The sequence below is a fragment of the Sphingobacterium sp. SGR-19 genome (genome assembly GCF_011043555.1).
Classification (GTDB): Bacteria; Bacteroidota; Bacteroidia; order Sphingobacteriales; family Sphingobacteriaceae; genus Sphingobacterium.
In genome coordinates, this window is sequence record NZ_JAAKGS010000007.1 from 233,811 (window position 1) to 254,950 (window position 21,140).

General features: G+C 42.4%; 13 protein-coding genes. 9 read left to right on the forward strand and 4 right to left on the reverse strand.

Annotation, left to right across the window (positions count from 1 at the left end):
• Positions 1-3: 3 nt before the first annotated feature.
• Complete coding sequence (rpoC, locus tag G5B43_RS14355; protein WP_165295480.1) at positions 4-4,281, forward strand: DNA-directed RNA polymerase subunit beta'; 4,278 nt, start codon at positions 4-6, stop codon at positions 4,279-4,281.
• A gap of 47 nt (positions 4,282-4,328) precedes the next feature.
• On the opposite strand, the gene G5B43_RS14360 is transcribed toward rpoC, so the two are convergent.
• Positions 4,329-5,324: a sugar kinase gene (locus G5B43_RS14360; RefSeq protein ID WP_165295481.1), complete on the reverse strand. Its 996-nt coding sequence runs from the start codon at positions 5,322-5,324 to the stop codon at positions 4,329-4,331.
• Positions 5,325-5,540: 216 nt separating this feature from the next.
• On the opposite strand from G5B43_RS14360, the gene G5B43_RS14365 reads away from it, so the two are divergent.
• From G5B43_RS14365 to uxuA, 8 genes are all read left to right on the forward strand, one after another.
• Positions 5,541-6,146 (forward strand): RNA polymerase sigma factor, encoded by a 606-nt coding sequence (locus tag G5B43_RS14365; protein WP_165295482.1) that lies wholly within the window; start codon positions 5,541-5,543, stop codon positions 6,144-6,146.
• A gap of 132 nt (positions 6,147-6,278) precedes the next feature.
• Positions 6,279-7,355, forward strand: coding sequence for a FecR family protein (locus G5B43_RS14370; RefSeq protein WP_165295483.1), 1,077 nt, complete (start codon positions 6,279-6,281; stop codon positions 7,353-7,355).
• Positions 7,356-7,477: 122 nt separating this feature from the next.
• On the forward strand, positions 7,478-10,543 hold the full coding sequence (locus G5B43_RS14375) for a SusC/RagA family TonB-linked outer membrane protein (protein ID WP_206367365.1): 3,066 nt from the start codon (positions 7,478-7,480) through the stop codon (positions 10,541-10,543).
• An 11-nt stretch (positions 10,544-10,554) separates the two neighbouring features.
• Positions 10,555-11,820, forward strand: coding sequence for a RagB/SusD family nutrient uptake outer membrane protein (locus G5B43_RS14380; RefSeq protein ID WP_165295485.1), 1,266 nt, complete (start codon positions 10,555-10,557; stop codon positions 11,818-11,820).
• Positions 11,821-11,861: 41 nt separating this feature from the next.
• Positions 11,862-12,800 (forward strand): phosphodiester glycosidase family protein, encoded by a 939-nt coding sequence (locus tag G5B43_RS14385; protein ID WP_165295486.1) that lies wholly within the window; start codon positions 11,862-11,864, stop codon positions 12,798-12,800.
• A gap of 21 nt (positions 12,801-12,821) precedes the next feature.
• Entirely contained in the window at positions 12,822-14,597 is a 1,776-nt protein-coding gene (locus tag G5B43_RS14390) for a BACON domain-containing protein (RefSeq protein ID WP_165295487.1), read from the forward strand.
• A 207-nt stretch (positions 14,598-14,804) separates the two neighbouring features.
• Positions 14,805-15,626, forward strand: coding sequence for an SDR family oxidoreductase (locus tag G5B43_RS14395; protein WP_165295488.1), 822 nt, complete (start codon positions 14,805-14,807; stop codon positions 15,624-15,626).
• Positions 15,627-15,636: 10 nt separating this feature from the next.
• A complete protein-coding gene (uxuA, locus tag G5B43_RS14400; RefSeq protein ID WP_165295489.1) occupies positions 15,637-16,809 on the forward strand; it encodes a mannonate dehydratase in 1,173 nt (390 codons plus the stop codon).
• 4 nt (positions 16,810-16,813) lie between these two features.
• On the opposite strand, the gene G5B43_RS14405 is transcribed toward uxuA, so the two are convergent.
• The 3 genes from G5B43_RS14405 to G5B43_RS14415 are packed head-to-tail and all read right to left on the reverse strand — an operon-like array spanning position 16,814 to position 21,086.
• Positions 16,814-17,839 (reverse strand): LacI family DNA-binding transcriptional regulator, encoded by a 1,026-nt coding sequence (locus tag G5B43_RS14405; protein WP_165295490.1) that lies wholly within the window; start codon positions 17,837-17,839, stop codon positions 16,814-16,816.
• 6 nt (positions 17,840-17,845) lie between these two features.
• Positions 17,846-18,490 carry a LolA family protein gene (locus tag G5B43_RS14410; protein WP_165295491.1) on the reverse strand — a complete coding sequence of 215 codons (645 nt, stop codon included), beginning with the start codon at positions 18,488-18,490 and terminating at the stop codon, positions 17,846-17,848.
• Between the two features lies 1 nt (position 18,491).
• Entirely contained in the window at positions 18,492-21,086 is a 2,595-nt protein-coding gene (locus G5B43_RS14415) for an FtsK/SpoIIIE family DNA translocase (RefSeq protein ID WP_165295492.1), read from the reverse strand.
• Positions 21,087-21,140: the final 54 nt, after the last annotated feature.

Genomic DNA, 21,140 nt, shown 5'->3' on the forward strand with positions numbered 1-21,140 from the left:
CGTATGTCTTATAAAAAAGATAATAAAATTAAAAGTAACTTCACATCGATTACCATCAGCTTGGCTTCTCCGGAAACGATTCTGGAGCGCTCTAGCGGTGAGGTTACAAAGCCAGAGACGATCAACTATCGTACCTACAAACCTGAGCGCGATGGTTTATTCTGTGAGCGTATTTTTGGTCCAGTAAAGGACTATGAATGTCACTGTGGTAAATACAAACGTATTCGTTATAAGGGTATCGTGTGTGACCGTTGTGGTGTCGAAGTAACCGAGAAGAAGGTACGTCGTGAGCGTATGGGACATATTAACTTGGTTGTCCCTGTTGCACACATCTGGTATTTCCGTTCTCTTCCTAACAAAATTGGTTATTTATTAGGACTTCCGACCAAGAAATTGGATATGATTATCTACTACGAAAGATATGTGGTTATTCAACCAGGTATCAAAGAAGAAGATGGCATTTCCTATATGGATTTCTTGACAGAGGAAGAATATCTGGATATATTAGATACCTTACCAAAAGAGAACCAATATTTGGATGATACCGATCCTCAGAAATTCATTGCGAAAATGGGTGCGGAGGCGATGGAAGAACTTTTGAAACGTATTGACTTAGATCAATTATCATACGATTTACGCCACCAAGCAGCTAACGAAACTTCGCAGCAACGTAAAAATGAAGCGTTGAAACGTCTTCATGTTGTAGAAGCTTTCCGTGGTGCGAACACGCGGATTGAAAACCGTCCGGAGTGGATGATTGTGAAAATCGTTCCTATTATTCCACCCGAATTACGCCCATTGGTGCCATTGGACGGTGGTCGTTTTGCAACGTCTGATTTGAATGACTTGTATCGTCGTGTAATCATTCGTAACAATCGTTTAAAGCGTTTGATTGAAATCAAAGCACCGGAAGTAATTTTACGTAATGAAAAACGTATGCTTCAAGAAGCAGTGGACTCTTTATTCGATAACTCGCGTAAAGTAAATGCTGTGAAAACGGAAGGTAACCGTGCGTTGAAATCGTTGTCCGATATTTTGAAAGGCAAGCAAGGGCGTTTCCGTCAAAACTTATTGGGTAAGCGTGTGGATTACTCCGCTCGTTCGGTTATTGTCGTTGGCCCGCACTTGAAATTACACGAGTGTGGTCTTCCTAAAGATATGGCTGCGGAGCTTTACAAACCGTTCATCATTCGTAAGATGATCGAAAGAGGTATTGTAAAAACGGTTAAATCAGCTAAAAAAATTGTGGATCGCAAGGATCCGGTAGTATGGGATATTCTAGAAAATGTATTAAAAGGGCATCCTGTATTGCTTAACCGTGCGCCTACGCTTCACCGTTTGGGTATTCAAGCTTTCCAACCTACGTTGGTAGAGGGTAAAGCCATCCAATTACACCCGTTGGTGTGTACAGCGTTCAACGCCGATTTTGACGGTGACCAGATGGCCGTTCACTTACCTTTGGGTAATGCAGCTATTTTGGAAGCCCAAATATTGATGTTGGCTTCGCATAACATTCTTAACCCAGCAAATGGTTCTCCTGTAACGGTACCATCTCAAGACATGGTATTGGGACTTTACTATATTACAAAAGGACGTAAGTCTACGGAAGATCATAAAGTAAGGGGAGAAGGAATGACATTTTATTCTCCGGAAGAGGTTATTATTGCCTTGAATGAGAACAAAATTGATTTGCATGCTTTTATTAAGGTAAAAACGAAAAATAGAAATAAAGAAGGACAAATCTCAGAGGGTGTCATTGAAACCACGGTTGGTCGGGTTATCTTTAACCAGATCGTGCCTGATGAGATGGGGTATGTCAACGAACTCTTAACAAAAAAATCCTTGCGTAATATCATTGGAGATATTGTAAAAAGTACGGGTATGGCTCGTGCAGCACAGTTCTTGGATGATATGAAAGAGTTAGGTTTCCAAACAGCTTTCAAGGGAGGTTTATCGTTCAATTTGCAAGATTTGAATATCCCTGCTGCGAAAGCTGATTTGATTGAACAGGCGACTAATGAAGTTGAAGAAGTAATGAATAACTATAACATGGGTTTCATTACCAACAACGAGCGCTACAATCAGATTATCGATATCTGGACACGTATTAATAATAGATTGACGGCATACGTAATGGATATCCTTTCGAACGACAACCAAGGATTCAACTCTGTTTATATGATGTTGGATTCAGGTGCTCGTGGTTCGAAGGAGCAGATCCGTCAGTTGTGTGGTATGCGTGGGCTAATGGCGAAACCACAGAAGTCCGGTACATCGGGGGGCGAGATTATCGAAAACCCGATTCTATCAAACTTCAAAGAGGGTCTATCGGTATTGGAGTACTTTATCTCTACCCACGGTGCGCGTAAAGGTCTTGCCGATACGGCATTGAAAACAGCCGATGCGGGATATTTAACCCGTCGTCTGCACGACGTTGCGCAAGATATGATCGTGGTGGAAGAAGATTGTAATACCTTGCGTGGCCTATACAAAACAGCACTTAAAGAAAACGATGATATTGTAGAACCATTGTACGATCGTATCCTAGGCCGTACACCGTTGAATGACGTGTATCATCCGGAAACGGGAGAATTGATCGTTGCAGCAAACGAAGATATTACTGAAGAGATAGCAACGGCAATCGAGGAAGCTGGGATCGAAGGCATCGAAATTCGTTCGGTATTAACTTGTGAGGCAAAACGTGGTGTTTGTGCTGCTTGTTATGGACGAAATCTTGCCTCCGGTAAGCGCGTCCAAATGGGTGAAGCTGTTGGGGTTATCGCTGCGCAGTCGGTAGGTGAGCCTGGTACACAGTTGACACTACGTACCTTCCACGTGGGTGGTACCGCGTCAAATATTGCCGCAGAATCTAGTATTGTTGCAAAATACGATGGTAAGATAGAGTTTGAAAATGTTCGTTCTGTTGCCAAAGAAGGTGAGGAAGGACCGTATCAAATAGCTATCGGTCGATCTGGAGAACTTCGTATCGTCAGCGATGATCGAAAAGTATTATATACCCAGATCATTCCTTACGGTGCTAATGTATATGTGAACGAGGGCGATAAGGTAGAAAAAGGCAAAGTGTTAGCAGACTGGGATCCATATAACGCAGTAATTATCTCTGAATTCCCAGGTAAGATTGAGTTCGAAGCTATTATTGAAGGGGTCACTTTCCGTGATGAGTCGGATGAACAAACCGGGCACAAAGAGAAAGTTATTATAGAGACACGTGATAAGACGAAAAACCCGACGATTAAAATCGCAGACTTGGCAGGTGACACCCTGCGCTCATACAACATTCCAGTAGGAGCACACGTCTCTGTTCAAGATGGACAAAAAATCAAAGAAGGTACTATCTTAGCGAAAATCCCTCGCGCGACAGGTAAGACACGCGATATCACAGGAGGTCTTCCTCGTGTAACCGAATTATTCGAGGCACGTAACCCTTCTAACCCAGCTGTTGTGACAGAAATTGATGGCGTTGTTACGCTGGGAGGTGTGAAACGTGGTAACCGGGAGATTTCGATTGAATCCAGAGATGGACAAATCAAGAAATACTTGGTGCCGCTTTCTAAACACATCTTAGTACAGGATAACGACTTTGTGAAAGCAGGTATGCCGTTGTCAGACGGTTCTATCTCCCCAGCGGATATTCTTTCTATCAAAGGGCCTGCGGCAGTTCAGGAGTATATCGTAAATGGTATTCAAGAGGTATACCGTCTGCAAGGGGTGAAAATCAACGATAAACACTTCGAGACGATCGTTCACCAGATGATGCAGAAAGTGAATATCGAGGATCCAGGCGATACACGCTTCTTAGAAAAAGAAGCTGCTAATAAATGGGACTTCATGGAAGAAAACGATTCTTTGTTTGATAAGAAGGTTGTCGTTGAAGCAGGAGATTCGAAGGAGTTAAAAGCTGGACAGATTGTGACCATGCGTAAACTTCGTGAAGAAAATTCCAGTTTACGTCGTCAGGATTTGAAAACAGTTGAGGTTCGTGATGCTATTCCGGCAACTTCAAGTCCATTATTACAAGGTATTACCCGTGCATCATTGGGTACGAAATCATTTATTTCGGCTGCGTCTTTCCAAGAAACGACAAAAGTCTTGAACGAAGCTGCTATCGCAGGTAAACGTGACGACTTGTTAGGCTTGAAAGAAAATGTAATCGTGGGTCACTTGATTCCGTCAGGTACGGGATTACGTGAGTACAGCAATATCATTGTCGGTTCTCGTGAAGAGTACGACCAACTGTTGGCTTCGAAAGAAGAGGACTAGTTGTATTAGATAAAGCAATAAAAAAGGCAGCAATTTTGCTGCCTTTTTTATTGCTTTATTTTTCCATCTCCAAAATCACCCTTCACAAATAGCTTATGATAACCAGCGCCTGTCGCGGTATCGATCACCTCTTGTGGTGTCATGTTATTAACTAAAGCATGTATATATCCTGCCATAAATGCATCTCCACTTCCGATGCGATCTATGACTTTGAAAGTTTCCATAACGTCAGAACTAACGTGTTCTGTAGGCGTATGGTATGTCCCATAAAATAAGTTATGATTCGGGCTATCCATGAAGCGAAAAGTATAGGCTATATGTTTGCACTTCGGATATTTCTGAAAAATTTCATTAGCGGATTCTTCTGCGGCGGTGAGATATGTTTCGCGTGGTGTATTTCTGTCAAACGATTCATCAACAGCTGTACCTAGCATTTTATTTGCCGCCCAGATATTACCCATAATGACATCGCAGTGAGCAGCCAGTTGCGGCATAATAGCTATGGGTTCTTTATCATATTGCCACAAGCGGTTCCTGTAATTCAAGTCTACCGAAATGGTAATGTTTCTATCAGAAGCTTCCTGAAGTAAATCCGCTGTGAGGTCGGCCATCTCTTGATTAAGTGCAGGTGTAAGGGCTGTCCAATGAAGCCAGGAAATGCCTTCAAACAACTTGTCTATATCAATATCTTCGATGGTTAACTGACTAAAGCTGGAATACTTTCGGTCATAAATAACTTCACCTTTAGAAAGACCGTTCGCGGACATCAAGATATATGTGCCGAGACGATCGCCTGTGTGAAGCACTTTATCGGTATGCACTCCCAAATCATTGAGAATCTCTAAAATTTCATCTGATAAAGAATTTTGTGGTAACGCACTACAATAGGCTACTTTATCTCCCATTTGTGCCAGCGATGCTGCTACATTGGCTTCTGAGCCTCCGGGAAAAATCTCTAACCGATTGTTGGTTTTGTCGAAGAACGTATTTCCGAGACTTTGCTGTCGAATCAATATCTCGCCAAAGGATAATATAAGGTTCATGAATAATTTATTTTGGAGGTTAAATTAGCGTTATTTTTTTAAACTTTATAGTATTGTCTACGAAATCGTTGCCATTTCGTACCTTATCCAATCGCTATATACCAGTCAAAATTCATAATTTCATAACATAGTTTATGGCTGAAGCTCAAAGGCTTTTAAATACTTTTGTGGCTATTGTTGGATTTTGTACATTTGTTCGGTACACCTAATAATTTTATGATGTGTTCAAAACTGTCTGATGAGAAACTAGCCAGAGCCCTAACCGACGGATCTGTGGACGCTTTTCGTTTGTTATATGATCGATACAACAGATCGGTCTATGCCAATATTCAGAAGATAGTAAGACAGTCTGAGTACGCCGAAGATATTCTGCAGGAGGTGTTTGTTGCTTTGTGGGAACATCGATCCAAAATTAAATATAATCAATCAGTAGGTGGCTGGTTATTTGTCGTGAGCTTTAACAAAGCCACGACTTTCTTGAAAAAGAAGCTGAAGGAATCGCTTGATTATATAGAAGAGTATACTGATTATGAACATATCTTACCTGAAGAGACCATCAATGAAGATGAATACCTTTCTCAGTGGATGATTGTTGAGGAAGCAGTTAATGCACTTCCCGCCCGAAAAAAGGAGGTGTTCAAACTTTGTCGTTTTGAAGGAAAGGCAAAAGAGGAAGTTGCATCTATGATGGGAATATCTACTCTCTCTGTGAAAGATTATCTCAAACAATCGAACCGTGCCATTAAAGATTATATCACACTCAAATACCCACATCTTTATACAGTGATTGTCATTACAGACGCTTTTTCAGATAATTTTTAATTTTCTTCCTGAAAAACCATCCCCTTTTTTTTGAATTGGAGTATTTATTAATAGAGAGCCGAATGTACCTCGCTCCTTAATGCCGAAATACATCCCGTAAACCGGAAAATGTGTATTTAAAAATAGTTATCCATGGATAGAATAACATATTTGATCGAGAAATTCTGGCAGGGAAAAGCCACCCTCAAGGAGAGGCGGGAGATCCTTCGGTATCTCGAACAGCATAATCCGGAATGGAAACGCCGTATGGAGCAAGCATTTATGGCGGAGGAGCCATTTGAGAATGGCTTGGAACCTGAACGTGCAGCGCAGATTTTCACCCAAATACAATCAGTTGCGGGTATAGATGAGAAGACATCACTTTCGGTTATACAGCGTATCCGACCTCTTATCCAGATTTTAGCGGCAGCAGTAGTATTACTGATATTTAGTTGGGGTGTATTCATTTATCTAAAGAATAAAGAAACTGCATATAATGTAGTCTCTACGCCTGTTCCAGTACAAGATACGATTGTACATAAAAACTTAAACCAAGAAGATCTTATTGTGCTTTTGGAAGATGGTTCCAAAGTATCGCTAACATCGGGAAGTTCTATCACTTATATATCTTATTTTGATGTAGATAAACGTGAAATCTTTTTGGCGGGGAAAGCTACGTTTGACGTCGTGAGAGATACATTGAGACCATTTACAGTCTGGGCGAAGGGTTATTCAACGACGGCCTTGGGGACCACTTTTTCTGTTAGTGCTTATGATACAGATGTGTTTAAGGTGAACCTGATTTCGGGTAAAGTGGTCGTACGTTCTTCGCCAAAAAGCTCGGTGTCTCTTTCGGACGTTTATCTCGAACCGGGCGAGGAACTTCGTGTTAATTCGTCTAACGGACTTTGGGCAGTTTCTGAAGCGTTACCACCGATACCGGTTGTTAAAAAGAGCGTACGGCCGGTACAGAAAGAGAAGGTAGAGGAAGATGTTAAAAATGATCTGCTAGTGTTTGATAAGACTTCTCTGGATGAAGTATTTCGTCGTATTGCGCGAAAATATGATGTGCATATAGACCTATCCCGTGTTGAGGTAAGTCAGTTATCATTTACAGGGAATTTTCAGCCTACAGATTCCCTAAATCTTGTGATAGGTGTTATATGCAATATGAACGATTTAATTTATCATGAAGAAGGAGATAAGATTCGGATAGAGAGAAATAACTAACAAATGACGATATGAATAAAAAATGTGAATCGGCTCTAAAGGGTCGGAAGGAACCGTTTTGTCCAATTTTTAATGTTTAAAATGAAATAGGTGTTATGAAGCAAAAGAACAAATTATTATGTATGATGACACAATACTTAATCATACTATTATTAATGGTGCCTTTAATCTCTTCCGCTCAAGAGTCTGCTGTAATTCGAGGTACGGTAATGGACAGTAGTGGACAGCCCTTGGCGGGCGTTACAGTAGAAGCAGTGGATGGCGTTCAGAACCGACGGTTTCAGGCTTCAACGAACGATAAGGGTTTTTTTTCCTTGACGGGCCTAACTGCTGGGAAATCCTATGACGTGACGTTTAATAGGCTTGGATATGAACGATATGTGGAACGTAGTTTTTTGGTTCGAGGGGGCGATAATAATTCCTTGCTTGTTCGGATGTCAGAAGCCATTGAGAAAGTAGATGAGGTTGTTGTTGTAGGGTATGGAACCCAGCGAAGAGCACTTGTAACCAGTGCAATCAGTAAAATGAATGTTGACGAATCGACCTTACGTCCGGTGAGTAGTCCAGCTCAATTGTTGGATGGACGAATCGCCGGGGTTTCTACGGCAACAGGATCGGGAAACTTGGGAAGCGGAGAGCGCGTCAGTATACGGGGAATATCCTCGCTGAGTGCAAGTAATGAACCGCTATATGTCATTGATGGAGTGCCGATTACCAATACGAATAGTAATCTGTATGATTTTGGTGAATCTATGAGCTCGTTGGCTACGTTGAATATAGCCGATATTGAGTCGATTGAGATATTGAAGGATGCTGCTTCGGCCGCCATCTATGGCTCCAGGGCGACAAACGGGGTTGTGGTGATTACGACCCGTTCAGGAAAGGAGGGACGTGCGGATATACGTCTTAATGTGAATGGCGGTATGACACAATTCCCCTATTTGAATAAGATTAAAATGGCGGATTCCGAACTGTACGTCAAAAGTATGAATGAAGGGATTGCGAATTACAATGAACAGTATGGATTGCAAATAGGAGACTCCGGATACAAATTACCTATTTCTAATCCCTTTGGTAACCTACCTGACACGGATTGGATGGATGTCATTACGCAAACGGGTTCTTTTTTTACAGTAGATGCAGCTGTTTCGGGCGGAACACAGAAGATGAAAAACTACTTCGCCGCAGCTTATACGACACAGGAGGGAGTCATCAAGACCAACTCCATGGATAAAATCAACCTGCGAGGGAAGATGAGTTATGAAGTAGCACCTTGGTTGGAAATTGGAACGAACAATTCAGCGAATTATGTACGGAATAATCAAATTCCCGGAGCTTCTCTTGGAACTACTATTATAGGTCGATCTATACAGCAACGTCCGTTTGATAGACCTTATAAGCCAAATGGCGATTATTACGTTGGCGGTACAAATGAACTGGTGTATCACAATCCGATGCAGATCCTCAATGAGCAAACGGTGTATATAGAAGATTTACGCTATTTAGGAAATTTCTATACTACATTGAAATGGAAAGATAAGCTATCTTGGAAATCATCGTTTAATGCGGATGTTACGCAGACCTACGACCATACGTATTATAATGAAAACCATCCGTATGGTGTAGGCGTGGGAAGATTGTTGGACCGTAACAGATTGATTCGAAACTATTTGTTTGAGAATGTATTGACTTACAATGATAAGTTTGGCGATTTTTCGCTGAATGCTATTGCCGGGCATTCTTTCCAAAAGATTGATACCCGCACCACCTATATTGATGCTAGAGGATTTCCTTCTCCGTCTTTCGTCGTAGCGAGTGCCGCTGCAGAGACGATATCTTCTTCCGGACGTGGTATTTATACCCTGGAATCCTATTTTGGTCGAGCGACGCTTTCGTACTTAGATCGTTATATCTTGACAGGTACCCTGCGAACCGACGGGTCTTCTCGCTTTCATCGGGACAATCGCTGGGGTTGGTTTCCGTCGATATCTGCGGGATGGAATATTTCGGAAGAGGATTTTATGCAGGGAAGTGGTACAGATCTTAAATTTAGGATGAGTTATGGTCGTACCGGCAATCAAGACGGCTTAGGTAGTTATGTTTACCAAGCGTTGATGCAAGGTGGATATAACTATCTTGGCAATAGCGGTATTGCCGTTAATACTTTTGGAAACGAAACATTGACATGGGAGAAGGCCGGGCAATACGATGTCGGGTTTGATCTCGGACTGTTGAACGGGAAAGTGAACGTTATGGTCGATTGGTATCAAAAGAATACCACCGATTTGATCTATTCTATGCCGGTGCATGCAACGACAGGTGTCACTTCTATTACCTCTAATATTGGTTCGATGCGAAATCGCGGTGCTGAGTTCACACTTAATACGCATTTTAATTTCGGACAGTTCCAATGGTTGTCCCAATTTAATATTGCGACGAACAAGAATAAAATTACCTCCCTTATTGGCGATGATGCACCGATCAGTATTGGTGGAAACAGAGCGTTGCAAGTTGGTCAGGAAATTGGTGCGTATTACCTGTTCAAAATGGAAGGAATCTATCAATATGATGGAGAGGTTCCAAAGTCACAATACGATATTGGCATACGTGCCGGCGATGTCAAGTGGCAGGATTTGGATGGCAATGGTATTATCAATGACAACGACCGGGTGGTCATGGGTTCGTCTAATCCAGATTTCTCTGGTGGATGGAATAATACCTTCCGGTATAAAGGATTTTCCTTAGATGTCTTCTTGTCGTATGTCTATGGGAACGATGTCTTTGCACAATGGCAGGGCGAAGTAGCACGATTAGGGCATAATAGTGCAATTACGGCGGAACATGCTGAAAACCGATGGACTGGTCCGGGTTCCACGAACAAATATCCACGCGCGTTGAATGGCGACATTAATAATACACGTAACTCCGACCGTTGGTTGGAAGATGGGTCTTTTATACGGTTGAGAACGCTTATGTTAAGCTATAATTTTCCAACACCTACATTGAACAAATATCACATCAAAGGCTTGCGGACTTTCCTCCAAGCAGACAATCTGTTCCTGATTAGCAATTATCCGGGATGGGATCCACAGGTTAGCAACAATATGGATCCACGTTTCTTTAGTGTAGATACGTTTAATGTACCCCAACCTCGAACATTTACGGTGGGACTCAATGCAAACTTTTAAAGATGAAAGTGATGAAGAAATATATCATAGCCATGATGGCAATAGTACTATTTGGATCTTGTGCTGATCAATTAGAGCAGTTTTCGTTCTCGGCGATTTCGCCGGATGCGATAGATATACGGGATGTCCCGGCTGTACGGAATGGTATGTACAATAGTGTGCAAAATGACCCGACCGTTCGCTCATTTATCCTGTTTGATATGCTGGGTGGAACGATACAGACCAATTCGGGTACTTCAAGAGATTTGATCAACGCTACATTGAGTCCTTTGAACGCTACTGTGGGGGCAAGCTGGAACGGTTACTTTAGCGCGCTGTATCAAGTGAATAATATGCTTGCAGTGGCAGAGCGTTTTCCAGAAGCGGAATTGGCATCCTTATCTAAAGGAGAGGCTCATTATTTTCGAGCATATATTTATTTTTGCTTGGCAACCCGGTGGGGTGATGTACCGATCTTACGCAACAATACGATGGAGCGCGTACACCGGGATCCTATAGCGGACGTCTGGGCGTTTATCGAAGAAGAATTAGATGCATCGGCGGCGTTGTTGGGCAACGCTTCAAGTTACTACTATGTCTCCCGTGGCGCCGCAATTGCCCTAAAAGCACGGGTCATGCTTAGCCAAGGGAAAATGGCCCAAGCGGCTAGCTTGGCTGAAAGCTTAATTACAGGTGGAGCCTACCGGTTGGATACCTTTGAGCGGATTTTCCGCGACGCGAGCGATACGGAAACGATTTTTGCGTTCGCGAATCGTACAGAAGAATCAAGCATCAATATTAGTGATCTATTTTATACCTACGGACACCCGAATAGAGGACAGGGGGCTTATAAACCCACACCGGAAACTATCGCCTTGTTTGCTGATGAAGATAAGAGAAAAGCGATTTCATTGATCAATATAGCCGGGACGGAATGCATTAATAAATACCCCAGTGGACAAACTGGTCGTGACCCTTTTATTGTTTCCCGGATAGCCGAGATGTACCTCATTAGTGCAGAAGCACAAGGAAGATCGTTAGGAGTTGAACGGCTGAATGAGCTGCGTCGATTCAGAGGTTTAGCGGATATCTTTCCAGCTAATGATGCCGACTACCTGACGGCGATATTAAGCGAGAGAAAACGTGAGTTGTTGGGGGAAAACTTTATGTATCACGATCTGGTAAGAACAGAACGGGCGAAGGAGGAATTGCAGTTACTCGATCATCAGCACGTGTTGCCTATTCCCGGTAGAGAGTTACAGCTCAACCCTAATCTTGTGCCGAATCCAGGTTATTAATATGTATAATTTTGATTGGAAAGCCAATAAAATATAAGCAAATGAATAAGTTAAAAAATATATGCTGGATGATGATAGCGTTGTCGTTTGTCGTCTTCCAATATGGTTGTGATAAGAAAGAATATCATTTCGAATACAAGGCAGAACCTAAAACGGAAATCGGTAGAAAACTGGTGGAAGGAACGGACCTTTTTGCCCAGATATTTGCAGATACCTTGTATACGGTAACGGACGGTGTTATCGCAAGCGAAATAGAATATCTATCGCAGAAAGGATTGGCCATGAAGATGTTTATTTTTGAAGTTGATCTTAGCCATCCGGATATCGAAATCGTTGCTTCTTCCCCAAATGATGCGAATACTTTTGGAATGCAACGCATGACAGTACAGGCAACGCATGCAGACTCCGAAGCTAAACGGGTATGGGCAGGGATTAATGGAGATTTTTACAATATGGATAACGGTACACCACGGGGGGTATTTTATAAACAGGGTGTTGCGCTCCGGACAACGTTCGATAATGGAGATAGAAGCTTTTTTGCTATTGATCAGAATGGACAGGCATTTGTGGCTACCCGAGATGAATACCCTGACATCGCCGCCACTGGGATAATCAAAGAGGCTGTGGGCGGTAGTGTAACGCTGGTGCGCGATGGCGCTGTGCTCACGCATACAGATAGTACGGTGGAGCCGCGTACTTGTATCGGCGTTTCAGCGGATGGCAAACGCGTGTTCATCATGGCGGTTGATGGTAGGAACTTTTGGTATTCCAATGGAATGTTGTTTGAAGAGTTGGGGCATTGTCTGAAAGCACTGGGAGCGGAAAACGGTATTAATCTTGATGGGGGAGGTTCTACCACATTCTTCGTCCGCAATACCCCCGATTTTTCGGTAGATCGTTTTGAAATACGCAACTGGCCGACAGATAATGGTGGTCAGGAGCGTTCAGTTGCGAACGGGTTATTGATTATTTCTGAGTAAGGAAATTTTAAAGAAAATGATATGAACAGATATATAAATTATAAGATAGGTGTACTCCTAATATTGCTACTGAGTGTTTGCTTCTCCTGTTCCAAAATCGACGACTTAGGCAATTTTGAGCCGCAGGATCCCAACCTTTCTTTGGAAACAGATGTTATCGAAGTCAGTAAGGAAGGTGGCGAGTTTACAATTGACGTAGAGTCCAACCTCCCGTGGCGCGCAAAAAGTAATGCGGACTGGATAACTTTTTCGGCTGAAAACGCATTGGGTAGTGGGAAGATCGCGTTTAGCATTACGCGGAACAGGAGTACTGACCAAAGAACCGCAGAAGTTACGGTGTGGATTACCAAAGACTACGAAAAGAAAATGCGGGTTATTCAGGCGCCGGCGGAGCTCAGCGATCTGGTCACCCACTTTTATGTGAAGATCTCAGGAACACCGGAAAATACAGGGCTTTCCTGGGATGAGGCCACGACATTGGACAACGCTCTGGAGGAAGCCGTTCCGGGCGATGTCATTCACATTGCTGCGGGCACGTATACCCCTACAAAAACAATTACGGGTGGCAGTGCAAGTAATGCAGCAGATAGGACCTTCGAGATACATAGTAACATCAGCCTGATCGGTGGGTATTCGGCGGATGCGACGGAGGGTGCTGTGTCTGATCCGACCATGTACGAAACGGTTCTGAGTGGAAATACCGCTTCTGGAAAGGTGTATCATACCGTAGCCATAACGGCTCCGGTTCAGGCAGAACAAAAGGTTGTCTTGCAGGGGCTTTCTATCAAATATGGACAGGCAGCTGCCAGCGGAACGGGACACGTTACCCTTAATGGTGCCCAGTATTACCGTTTCTATGGCGGCGGGCTGATCGTGGCCCGGTCGATTGTCGATCTCATAGATTGTGAAATATCGGAAAATACGACAGGTTTTCACGCCGCAGGTGTGTTTGTCTTTTCTGAAGCAACTGTCCGGTTTGAACGTTGCGCGATTAAAAAGAATAACGGTTCCCACAATGGCGGCAATGGTGGTGGTATTTTTAACGAGGCTGCGACGGTATTCTTTAATAACTGTGAAATATCCAGTAATACCATTAGCGGTGTAGGTGCGGGGATTTATGCGTTTAGCAGCACCCAGCCCACATATACGTATATTTACAACAGTACTGTTGCTCACAACAATAACGACGCGGCGGGCCTTAGTCAAACGCGTCGGGGAGGAGGTTTCTATGGACGTGAGCGCTCGGTGACTGTTATTGTTAATTCTACTTTTTATGGAAATACAGGGGGCCATGGAGCGGGCGTTAGTTTGTATGGGACAGCTGCAGCTCCCTCACGGTTAGATCTTATCAATACGACCATAACGGGAAATAAAGGTCTTAATAATGGAGGAGGTATTGAACTGACATCCAATACGACACTGCATATATTCAATTCCATTTTATCTGGAAATACGGCTCTTAATGGTGCTGATATCTTCGCCGGTTCTGGCGCTAACCCGTCATTTTCCAAAAGTGTTCGTGGTAACCAATTGTTGGATGTAAATGGCGCCGTCATCGCTGGTCAATCATTTGATTTTGAAACGATGTTGGGTAATTTTACGAACAATGGAGGGTATGCTGAGACGGTACCGCTATCCTCAAATTCGCCTGCTGCAGCATTGGGAATGTCCGCAGCTCAACTTGAAAATTTAGGCAACACGTTTAATCCTGTTATACCACCTGAAGCGACTACGTATGACCAAAACGGTAGGTCACGTAGTAGTAGCTCAGTTATGGGAGCGGCTATCCCGCAATAATCTATTTTAGGCAAACGTATGCGTTTGGTCCAATTGAGGTTCAAATCTCCCCTGCGAAAAACGCGCAGGGGGGATTTTGTTGTTGAGAGCAAATGATCCCGGATGTTTGTCCAACGAAATCGTTATCGTGAATATTATGGTGTAAACCGTTGAGAATGATTAAAAAAATAATTAAAATTGAAGGTTATAAACTTACGACTATATAACATGAATATTTTAGAGAGATTCTCATTAAAAGGGAAAGTTATCGTGGTAACCGGTGGTACGGGGATTTTAGGGAAAGCTTTTGTTAAAGCTTTAGCGGAAGCAGGAGCTAAGATCTGTATTATCGGAAGAAGCCAAGAGAAGGCGAATGAGCGGGTGAAAATGGTGCAAACGTTAGGTGCTGAAGCCATTGCGATTGTTGCAGATGTAATGGATGAAGACTCTGTCCGCAACGCTAAAGAGCAGATTTTGAACAAATGGGATACCATAGACGGATTGGTAAATGCGGCGGGAGGGAATATTCCGGGTGCTACTATTGGGCCGGATGACGACTTATTTGGTAACAAAATAGGGGATACTATTAAGGCGATTGAATTGAATCTCTATGGTACTATTATTCCGACACTTATCTTTGGAGAGGTTATAGCAAAACAAGGAAAAGGTTCTATTATCAATATATCGTCCTTAGCCGCGAGTTTACCTATCACACGTGTTTTAGGCTATACAGTGGCGAAGCATGGCGTGGACGGTTTTACCAAGTGGATGGCGACAGAATTAGCTTTGCGATATGGTGATAAGATACGTGTGAATGCTATTGCACCAGGTGTATTTCTTACTGAACAAAATCGTACATTACTGACTAACGCCGATGGGAGTTATACGGAGCGGGCAGGTAAATTTGTACAGGGAACACCCTTCTCCCGTTTGGGAGATCCATCCGAATTGGAGGGTACATTGGTGTATTTGCTAAGTGATGCTTCAGCATTTGTTTCAGGTGAAACCATCTTTGTAGATGGAGGTTTTAATAGCTGGTGTGGAGTTTAGTTTTTACAATATGAATAAAAGATTCTTAGAACAGACGTGGCGTTGGTATGGGCCAAATGACCCCGTATCCTTACAGGATGTGAAACAGGCTGGAGCTACAGGCATTGTATCGGCATTACATCATATTCCTCATGGTGATGTATGGCCCAAAGAGGAGATATTGGAACGTAAAAGAATAATAGAAGAAGCAGGATTGGTATGGTCTGTAGTGGAAAGTGTCACGGTACATGAAGCCATAAAGACACGCTCGGAGCAGGTTGATTTTTATTTGGATAACTATCGTCAAACACTGACTAATTTAGCTGAGTGTGGAATTAAAACGGTATGTTATAATTTTATGCCGGTGCTGGATTGGACACGGACGCAACTGGACAAAGTGATGCATGATGGATCCAAAGCACTTTATTTCGATTGGATTGATCTAGCTATTTTTGATATCTTCATTTTGGATCGGCCTAATGCTAGGGCATCGTATTCTACGGAAATTGTGGAGCAAGCCGAGAGCCGTTATGCTACTTTTGATGAAGAAGGTAAGAAGTTTTTGCTTTCCAATGTATTAATGGGTATTCCGGGCGAGAAGGATCCGTCGCTGGAAGATTTACAGCGCAGTATTGATATTTATGCGAAGATTGGCTTCGAGGGGCTGCGGGAAAACTTGACTTATTTCCTTTCTTCCATTGCAGACGTTTGTGAGAAGCATGGGATAAAGATGACCATCCATCCAGACGATCCTCCATATCCTATCTTGGGACTTCCAAGAATTGCAGGTAGTTTGGCAGATTTTGAGTATATTATCCAAACAGTAGATAAACCATTTAATGGTATTTGTTTTTGTACAGGCTCATTGGGTGCTGGACCCCATAACGATTTGGTGCAGATATTTAAGCACATACAGCATCGGGTGAATTTTGTGCATTTACGTAATGTTAAGAGAGATGCGATAGGAAGTTTCTATGAAGCAGATCATTTGGATGGTGATGTAGACATGTATGCCGTTATGAAAGAGCTGGTGGATGAAAACCAAAAGCGGGAAAACCCCATTCCATTTCGACCAGATCATGGACATCAAATGTTGGACGATTTGAATAAAGTTACTAACCCAGGATATTCGGCGATTGGTCGCTTACGAGGATTAGCAGAGTTGCGTGGATTAGAATTGGGGATAATAGGCGGTAATAGGTAGACTATTACCCAATAGTAGAGCGTCGAAGCTGAATTGACGTGGGTAGTTTAATATCTTCCCACTCGATTTGGCTTCGATTCTTTTTTTGCATGGTTTCAACCAATTTGGTTACCGAAATTTCTCCTATCTCTGTCGTTGGTTGCCGAATCGTACTTAATGAAGGGTTAAGAGAAAGTGCCAAATCCGTATTGGCAAAGCCGATAACTGCAAGGGTTTCCGGTACTTTTATTTCTAATTTAGCTAAAATGCCCAATAAATGAGTAGTAATGGTATCGGCGACACCGATAATAGCATTGGGTGGGTTTGGTAACCGTAACAAGGCTTTCACGTGATTTTCCATGTCAACTTGTAAATCCAATAAGCTTTTTACATTACAATGCACGATATATTCCGGTGTGACGGGTATCTGAAAATCATTATGGGCTTCGATATATCCCGATAGTCTTTTAGTCGTGATACCTTGACGCGCACCACAGAATATGGCTATCTGCCTTCGGCCAATATCTAAAAGGTGCTTACATGCATTATATGTTCCTTCGATATTCAATACACCTACTTTATGCGTCTCTAGGGGGTAGTGTGTCCTGTCAAAGATAACAACCGGCGTTGTTTTAAGGATTTGTTTGGCGAGAACTATATTCGATTCTTCGTGAATGGGACATAAGAGAATCCCATCTACCGATTTGTCTAACATGGATTGGAGAGCTAGTCTTTCAAGCTCTTCGTTTTCCATGGTATTCATGATGATGATTCTGTAATGATGGTTAGCAGCAGTTTTTTGCATTCCGGCGATAATCTGTGCTTCAAAAGGTCCAGTCATCTTGGGAAGAACAACACCAATTGTATTCGTTTTTCCTGTTTTAAGAAACTTGGCGAGAACATTAGGTTGATAGTTATGCTTTTTTGCAAACTCCTGTACCGTTCTCTTGGTCACCTCGCTAATTTCGTGACTATCATTTAATGCCTTTGATACGGTGGAAACAGACATATTTAATGCCTGGGCTAAACTTTTGAGCGTTGTCTTCGCCATCTTATCTTATCTAAGGTCAACTATCTCATGATTGGGATAATCTGATGCATTGAATATAAACTTTGTCGCTGGGATTCGATGATTTACATATAATGTGTTAATCGTATAGATATATCGTGCTCCCGATTTATCGACTACAGTCACATCATGGATATGTTTGTTCTTATTTATTCGCAGCTTGATTTTCGCGTAATTCGTCTTTGTTTCGGTAGGTGTCAATTCGATGACGTTCAATACATCCTTGCCTAGCGTTTCATCTTTCGCACCCTTATACGTAAAGCCTTTTTTGTAGAATGTAAAAAGATTATTAGGACCAATGCTTTCGGTATTATTGTCTGTCTCACTGACTTGTATCTCTTGGTCTTCTTTGAGAACAGACCATGTACTTTTACCATCACTTATAATATCCTGCTCATTCAACTCAATACGGAACTGGCTCTTCGGTTTGTTCAAGAACAAAATTCCCTTATCCATATGGCTTCCTCCTTGGGCTTGATGCATCGAAAAACTAAAGTCAGACTGTATAGTTCGGTACGCATCGTATTTTGCAGATACGTCATCTAGTAGTCTCTTTGCTTTTGTGTCTGTTTGTGCAAAAACAATTAGAGACGTACAAATGAATGCCACCATTACCAATATTTTGTTTTTCATCTTATTCTTTATTTCTTAACGTGTCCAAATACTGTTCCAGCGAATACTCGTCGGGATAAAGTACTTCACGTGCCTTACTCCCCTCAAATGGACCTACAATCCCTGCAGCCTCCAGTTGGTCGATTATTCTCCCGGCTCTATTGTAGCCTAGTTTTAGTTTACGTTGAATCAACGATGTTGAGCCTTGCTGGTGCATCACGATCAGTCGTGCAGCTTCTTCGAAGAGTTGGTCGCGTTCACTGGAATCAAACTCTATACCGCTACTTCCTTCTCCGTTTTCGTCTACATATTCCGGTAACATGAAAGCAGATGGATATCCACGCTGACTTCCAATAAACTCCGATATTTGCTCTACTTCCGGTGTATCTACAAAGGCACATTGGATACGTGTCAAATCACTTCCTGTTGCCAAAAGCATATCCCCACGACCGATAAGCTGGTCGGCACCTCCGGCGTCTAAAATTGTACGGGAATCGACCTTAGACAAAACCCTAAATGCAAGACGTGCGGGGAAGTTCGCTTTGATAGTACCTGTAATGATATTTACCGACGGCCTTTGTGTAGCAATGACCAAATGTATTCCCACTGCACGTGCCAATTGCGCAAGTCTTGCAATAGGTGTTTCCACTTCTTTGCCCGCAGTCATCATTAAATCCGCAAACTCATCAACTACCAGAACGATATAAGGTAAGAATCGGTGACCCTCTTCAGGGTTTAATCGACGATTAACAAATTTTGCATTATACTCTTTCAAGTTACGTACCGCTGCATTCTTTAGCAGGTCATAACGTTGGTCCATTTCAATACAAAGGGAATTGAGCGTATTAATAACCTTTTTTGTATCGGTAATGATCGCCTCGTCTTCATTCGGTAATTTCGCCAAGAAATGACGCTCTATTGTTTTAAAAAGAGAGAGTTCTACCTTCTTGGGATCAACCATTACAAATTTCAATTCGGCGGGATGTTTCTTATATAATAAAGAAGTCAGAATCGCATTGATACCGACAGATTTACCTTGTCCCGTGGCACCGGCTACCAACAAGTGAGGCATTTTGGCCAAATCCGCTATATAGACCTCATTTGATATCGTTTTACCCAGCGCAATAGGTAAATCCATGTCTGTTTTCTGGAACTTCTCCGTCGCCAGAACCGAGCGCATTGATACCATTTCCGGCGAACTATTAGGCACTTCGATACCAATAGTTCCTTTACCAGGCATCGGCGCGATGATACGTATACCAAGTGCTGCAAGGCTCAGAGCGATGTCATCTTCCAGATTCTTGATTCTAGAAATACGTACACCCGGTTTCGGAATGATTTCATATAGCGTTACCGTCGGGCCGATCGTTGCTTTGATATGCTCAATCTCAATACTGTAGTTGCGCAACGTTTCTACAATGCGGTTTTTATTGGCCTCCAACTCCTGTTGATTGATGGTGATTTTACCGCTTCCGTATTCTTTTAGTAAGTCTAACGCTGGATATTGATAGCCCGAAAGATCCAGTTTGGGGTCATATTCTCCAAATTCAGCAACAAGACCGTTGGCTGTAATTGCTTTTTCTTCCACGACTTTTTCTACACTAAGTGCAGGACCATCAGTAGTAGGCTTTGGTTCGTTACGTGCCGAGTCCTCGATGGGCTCCGGTGGATCTACCGTAAAAGTAATTTCATGTTCATTGAACTTTTTGTTTGCGTTTTCTGCCGGAAGGGTTGTGGGTGGTGTATAAGAAAGATGATCCTCTTGTACGGTATTTTCCCCTTCTTCCTCAGCTAATGTCTCCTCATGAAGGATATTTCGCGAAGTATTGGAAGGTGGGTTTAACTTATTGGCAAACGTTTCAAAATTATCTTCTTCGTCTTCGTCTTCTATGTCTTCCTCTGTCTTTTTTGATGACCATGTCCATTTCAAGTCCAGATTGTAAATAAGGATAAGTACGGCTAAATAGGCAAAAGCTAAGAGAGCGGCAATACCAGTACTACCTATCTGGACTTTCAGCAGTTGATTCGTCCAATAACCAAATTTTCCCTCCAATATATGAGGCGAATCTGTCAGGAAATCTTGAAAGAACGCTAACGTTACCGAGAGATAGATGATCGCCGTCGACGAATAGATAATTGTTTTCCATACAGGTAATAGAGATTTACGGTATAGAAATTTATATCCAACTATAAAGAGGATAAACGTAAAGAGAAAGGAGGCGACACCAAACCATTCGTAAATGAATTGATTGGCGAGTAAGGCCCCCAGTTTTCCTAGTTTGTTTTCGACAACAGGAAGTTCGACAGCTTCGTCCGCTATTTCATCTGCACTACGGAATAGAGTAGACCATCCGCCGTTTGTTTCCGTTATATAACTTTGGTCTTGTTGCCAGGTAAAGAGATACGAAACAAAAGAAACAGCCATAATGAACGAAACAAAAAGCAGGAAGATACCAAATATCTTCAGAGCTTTGCGTTGCCCTTCCGAAAAACTGATGCTTTCAAACGAATTAAACCGCTTTTTCCTACTATATGATTCATTCCCTGTGGTACGTGAAGCACGTTTAATGTTACTTCCGTTACCGGAATTCTTAAATGTATTTCCTTTGTTTGACATGAAAATTAGATAACTTTCTTAATTACAAACTTAGGAAAAATAAAGGAAATGCGA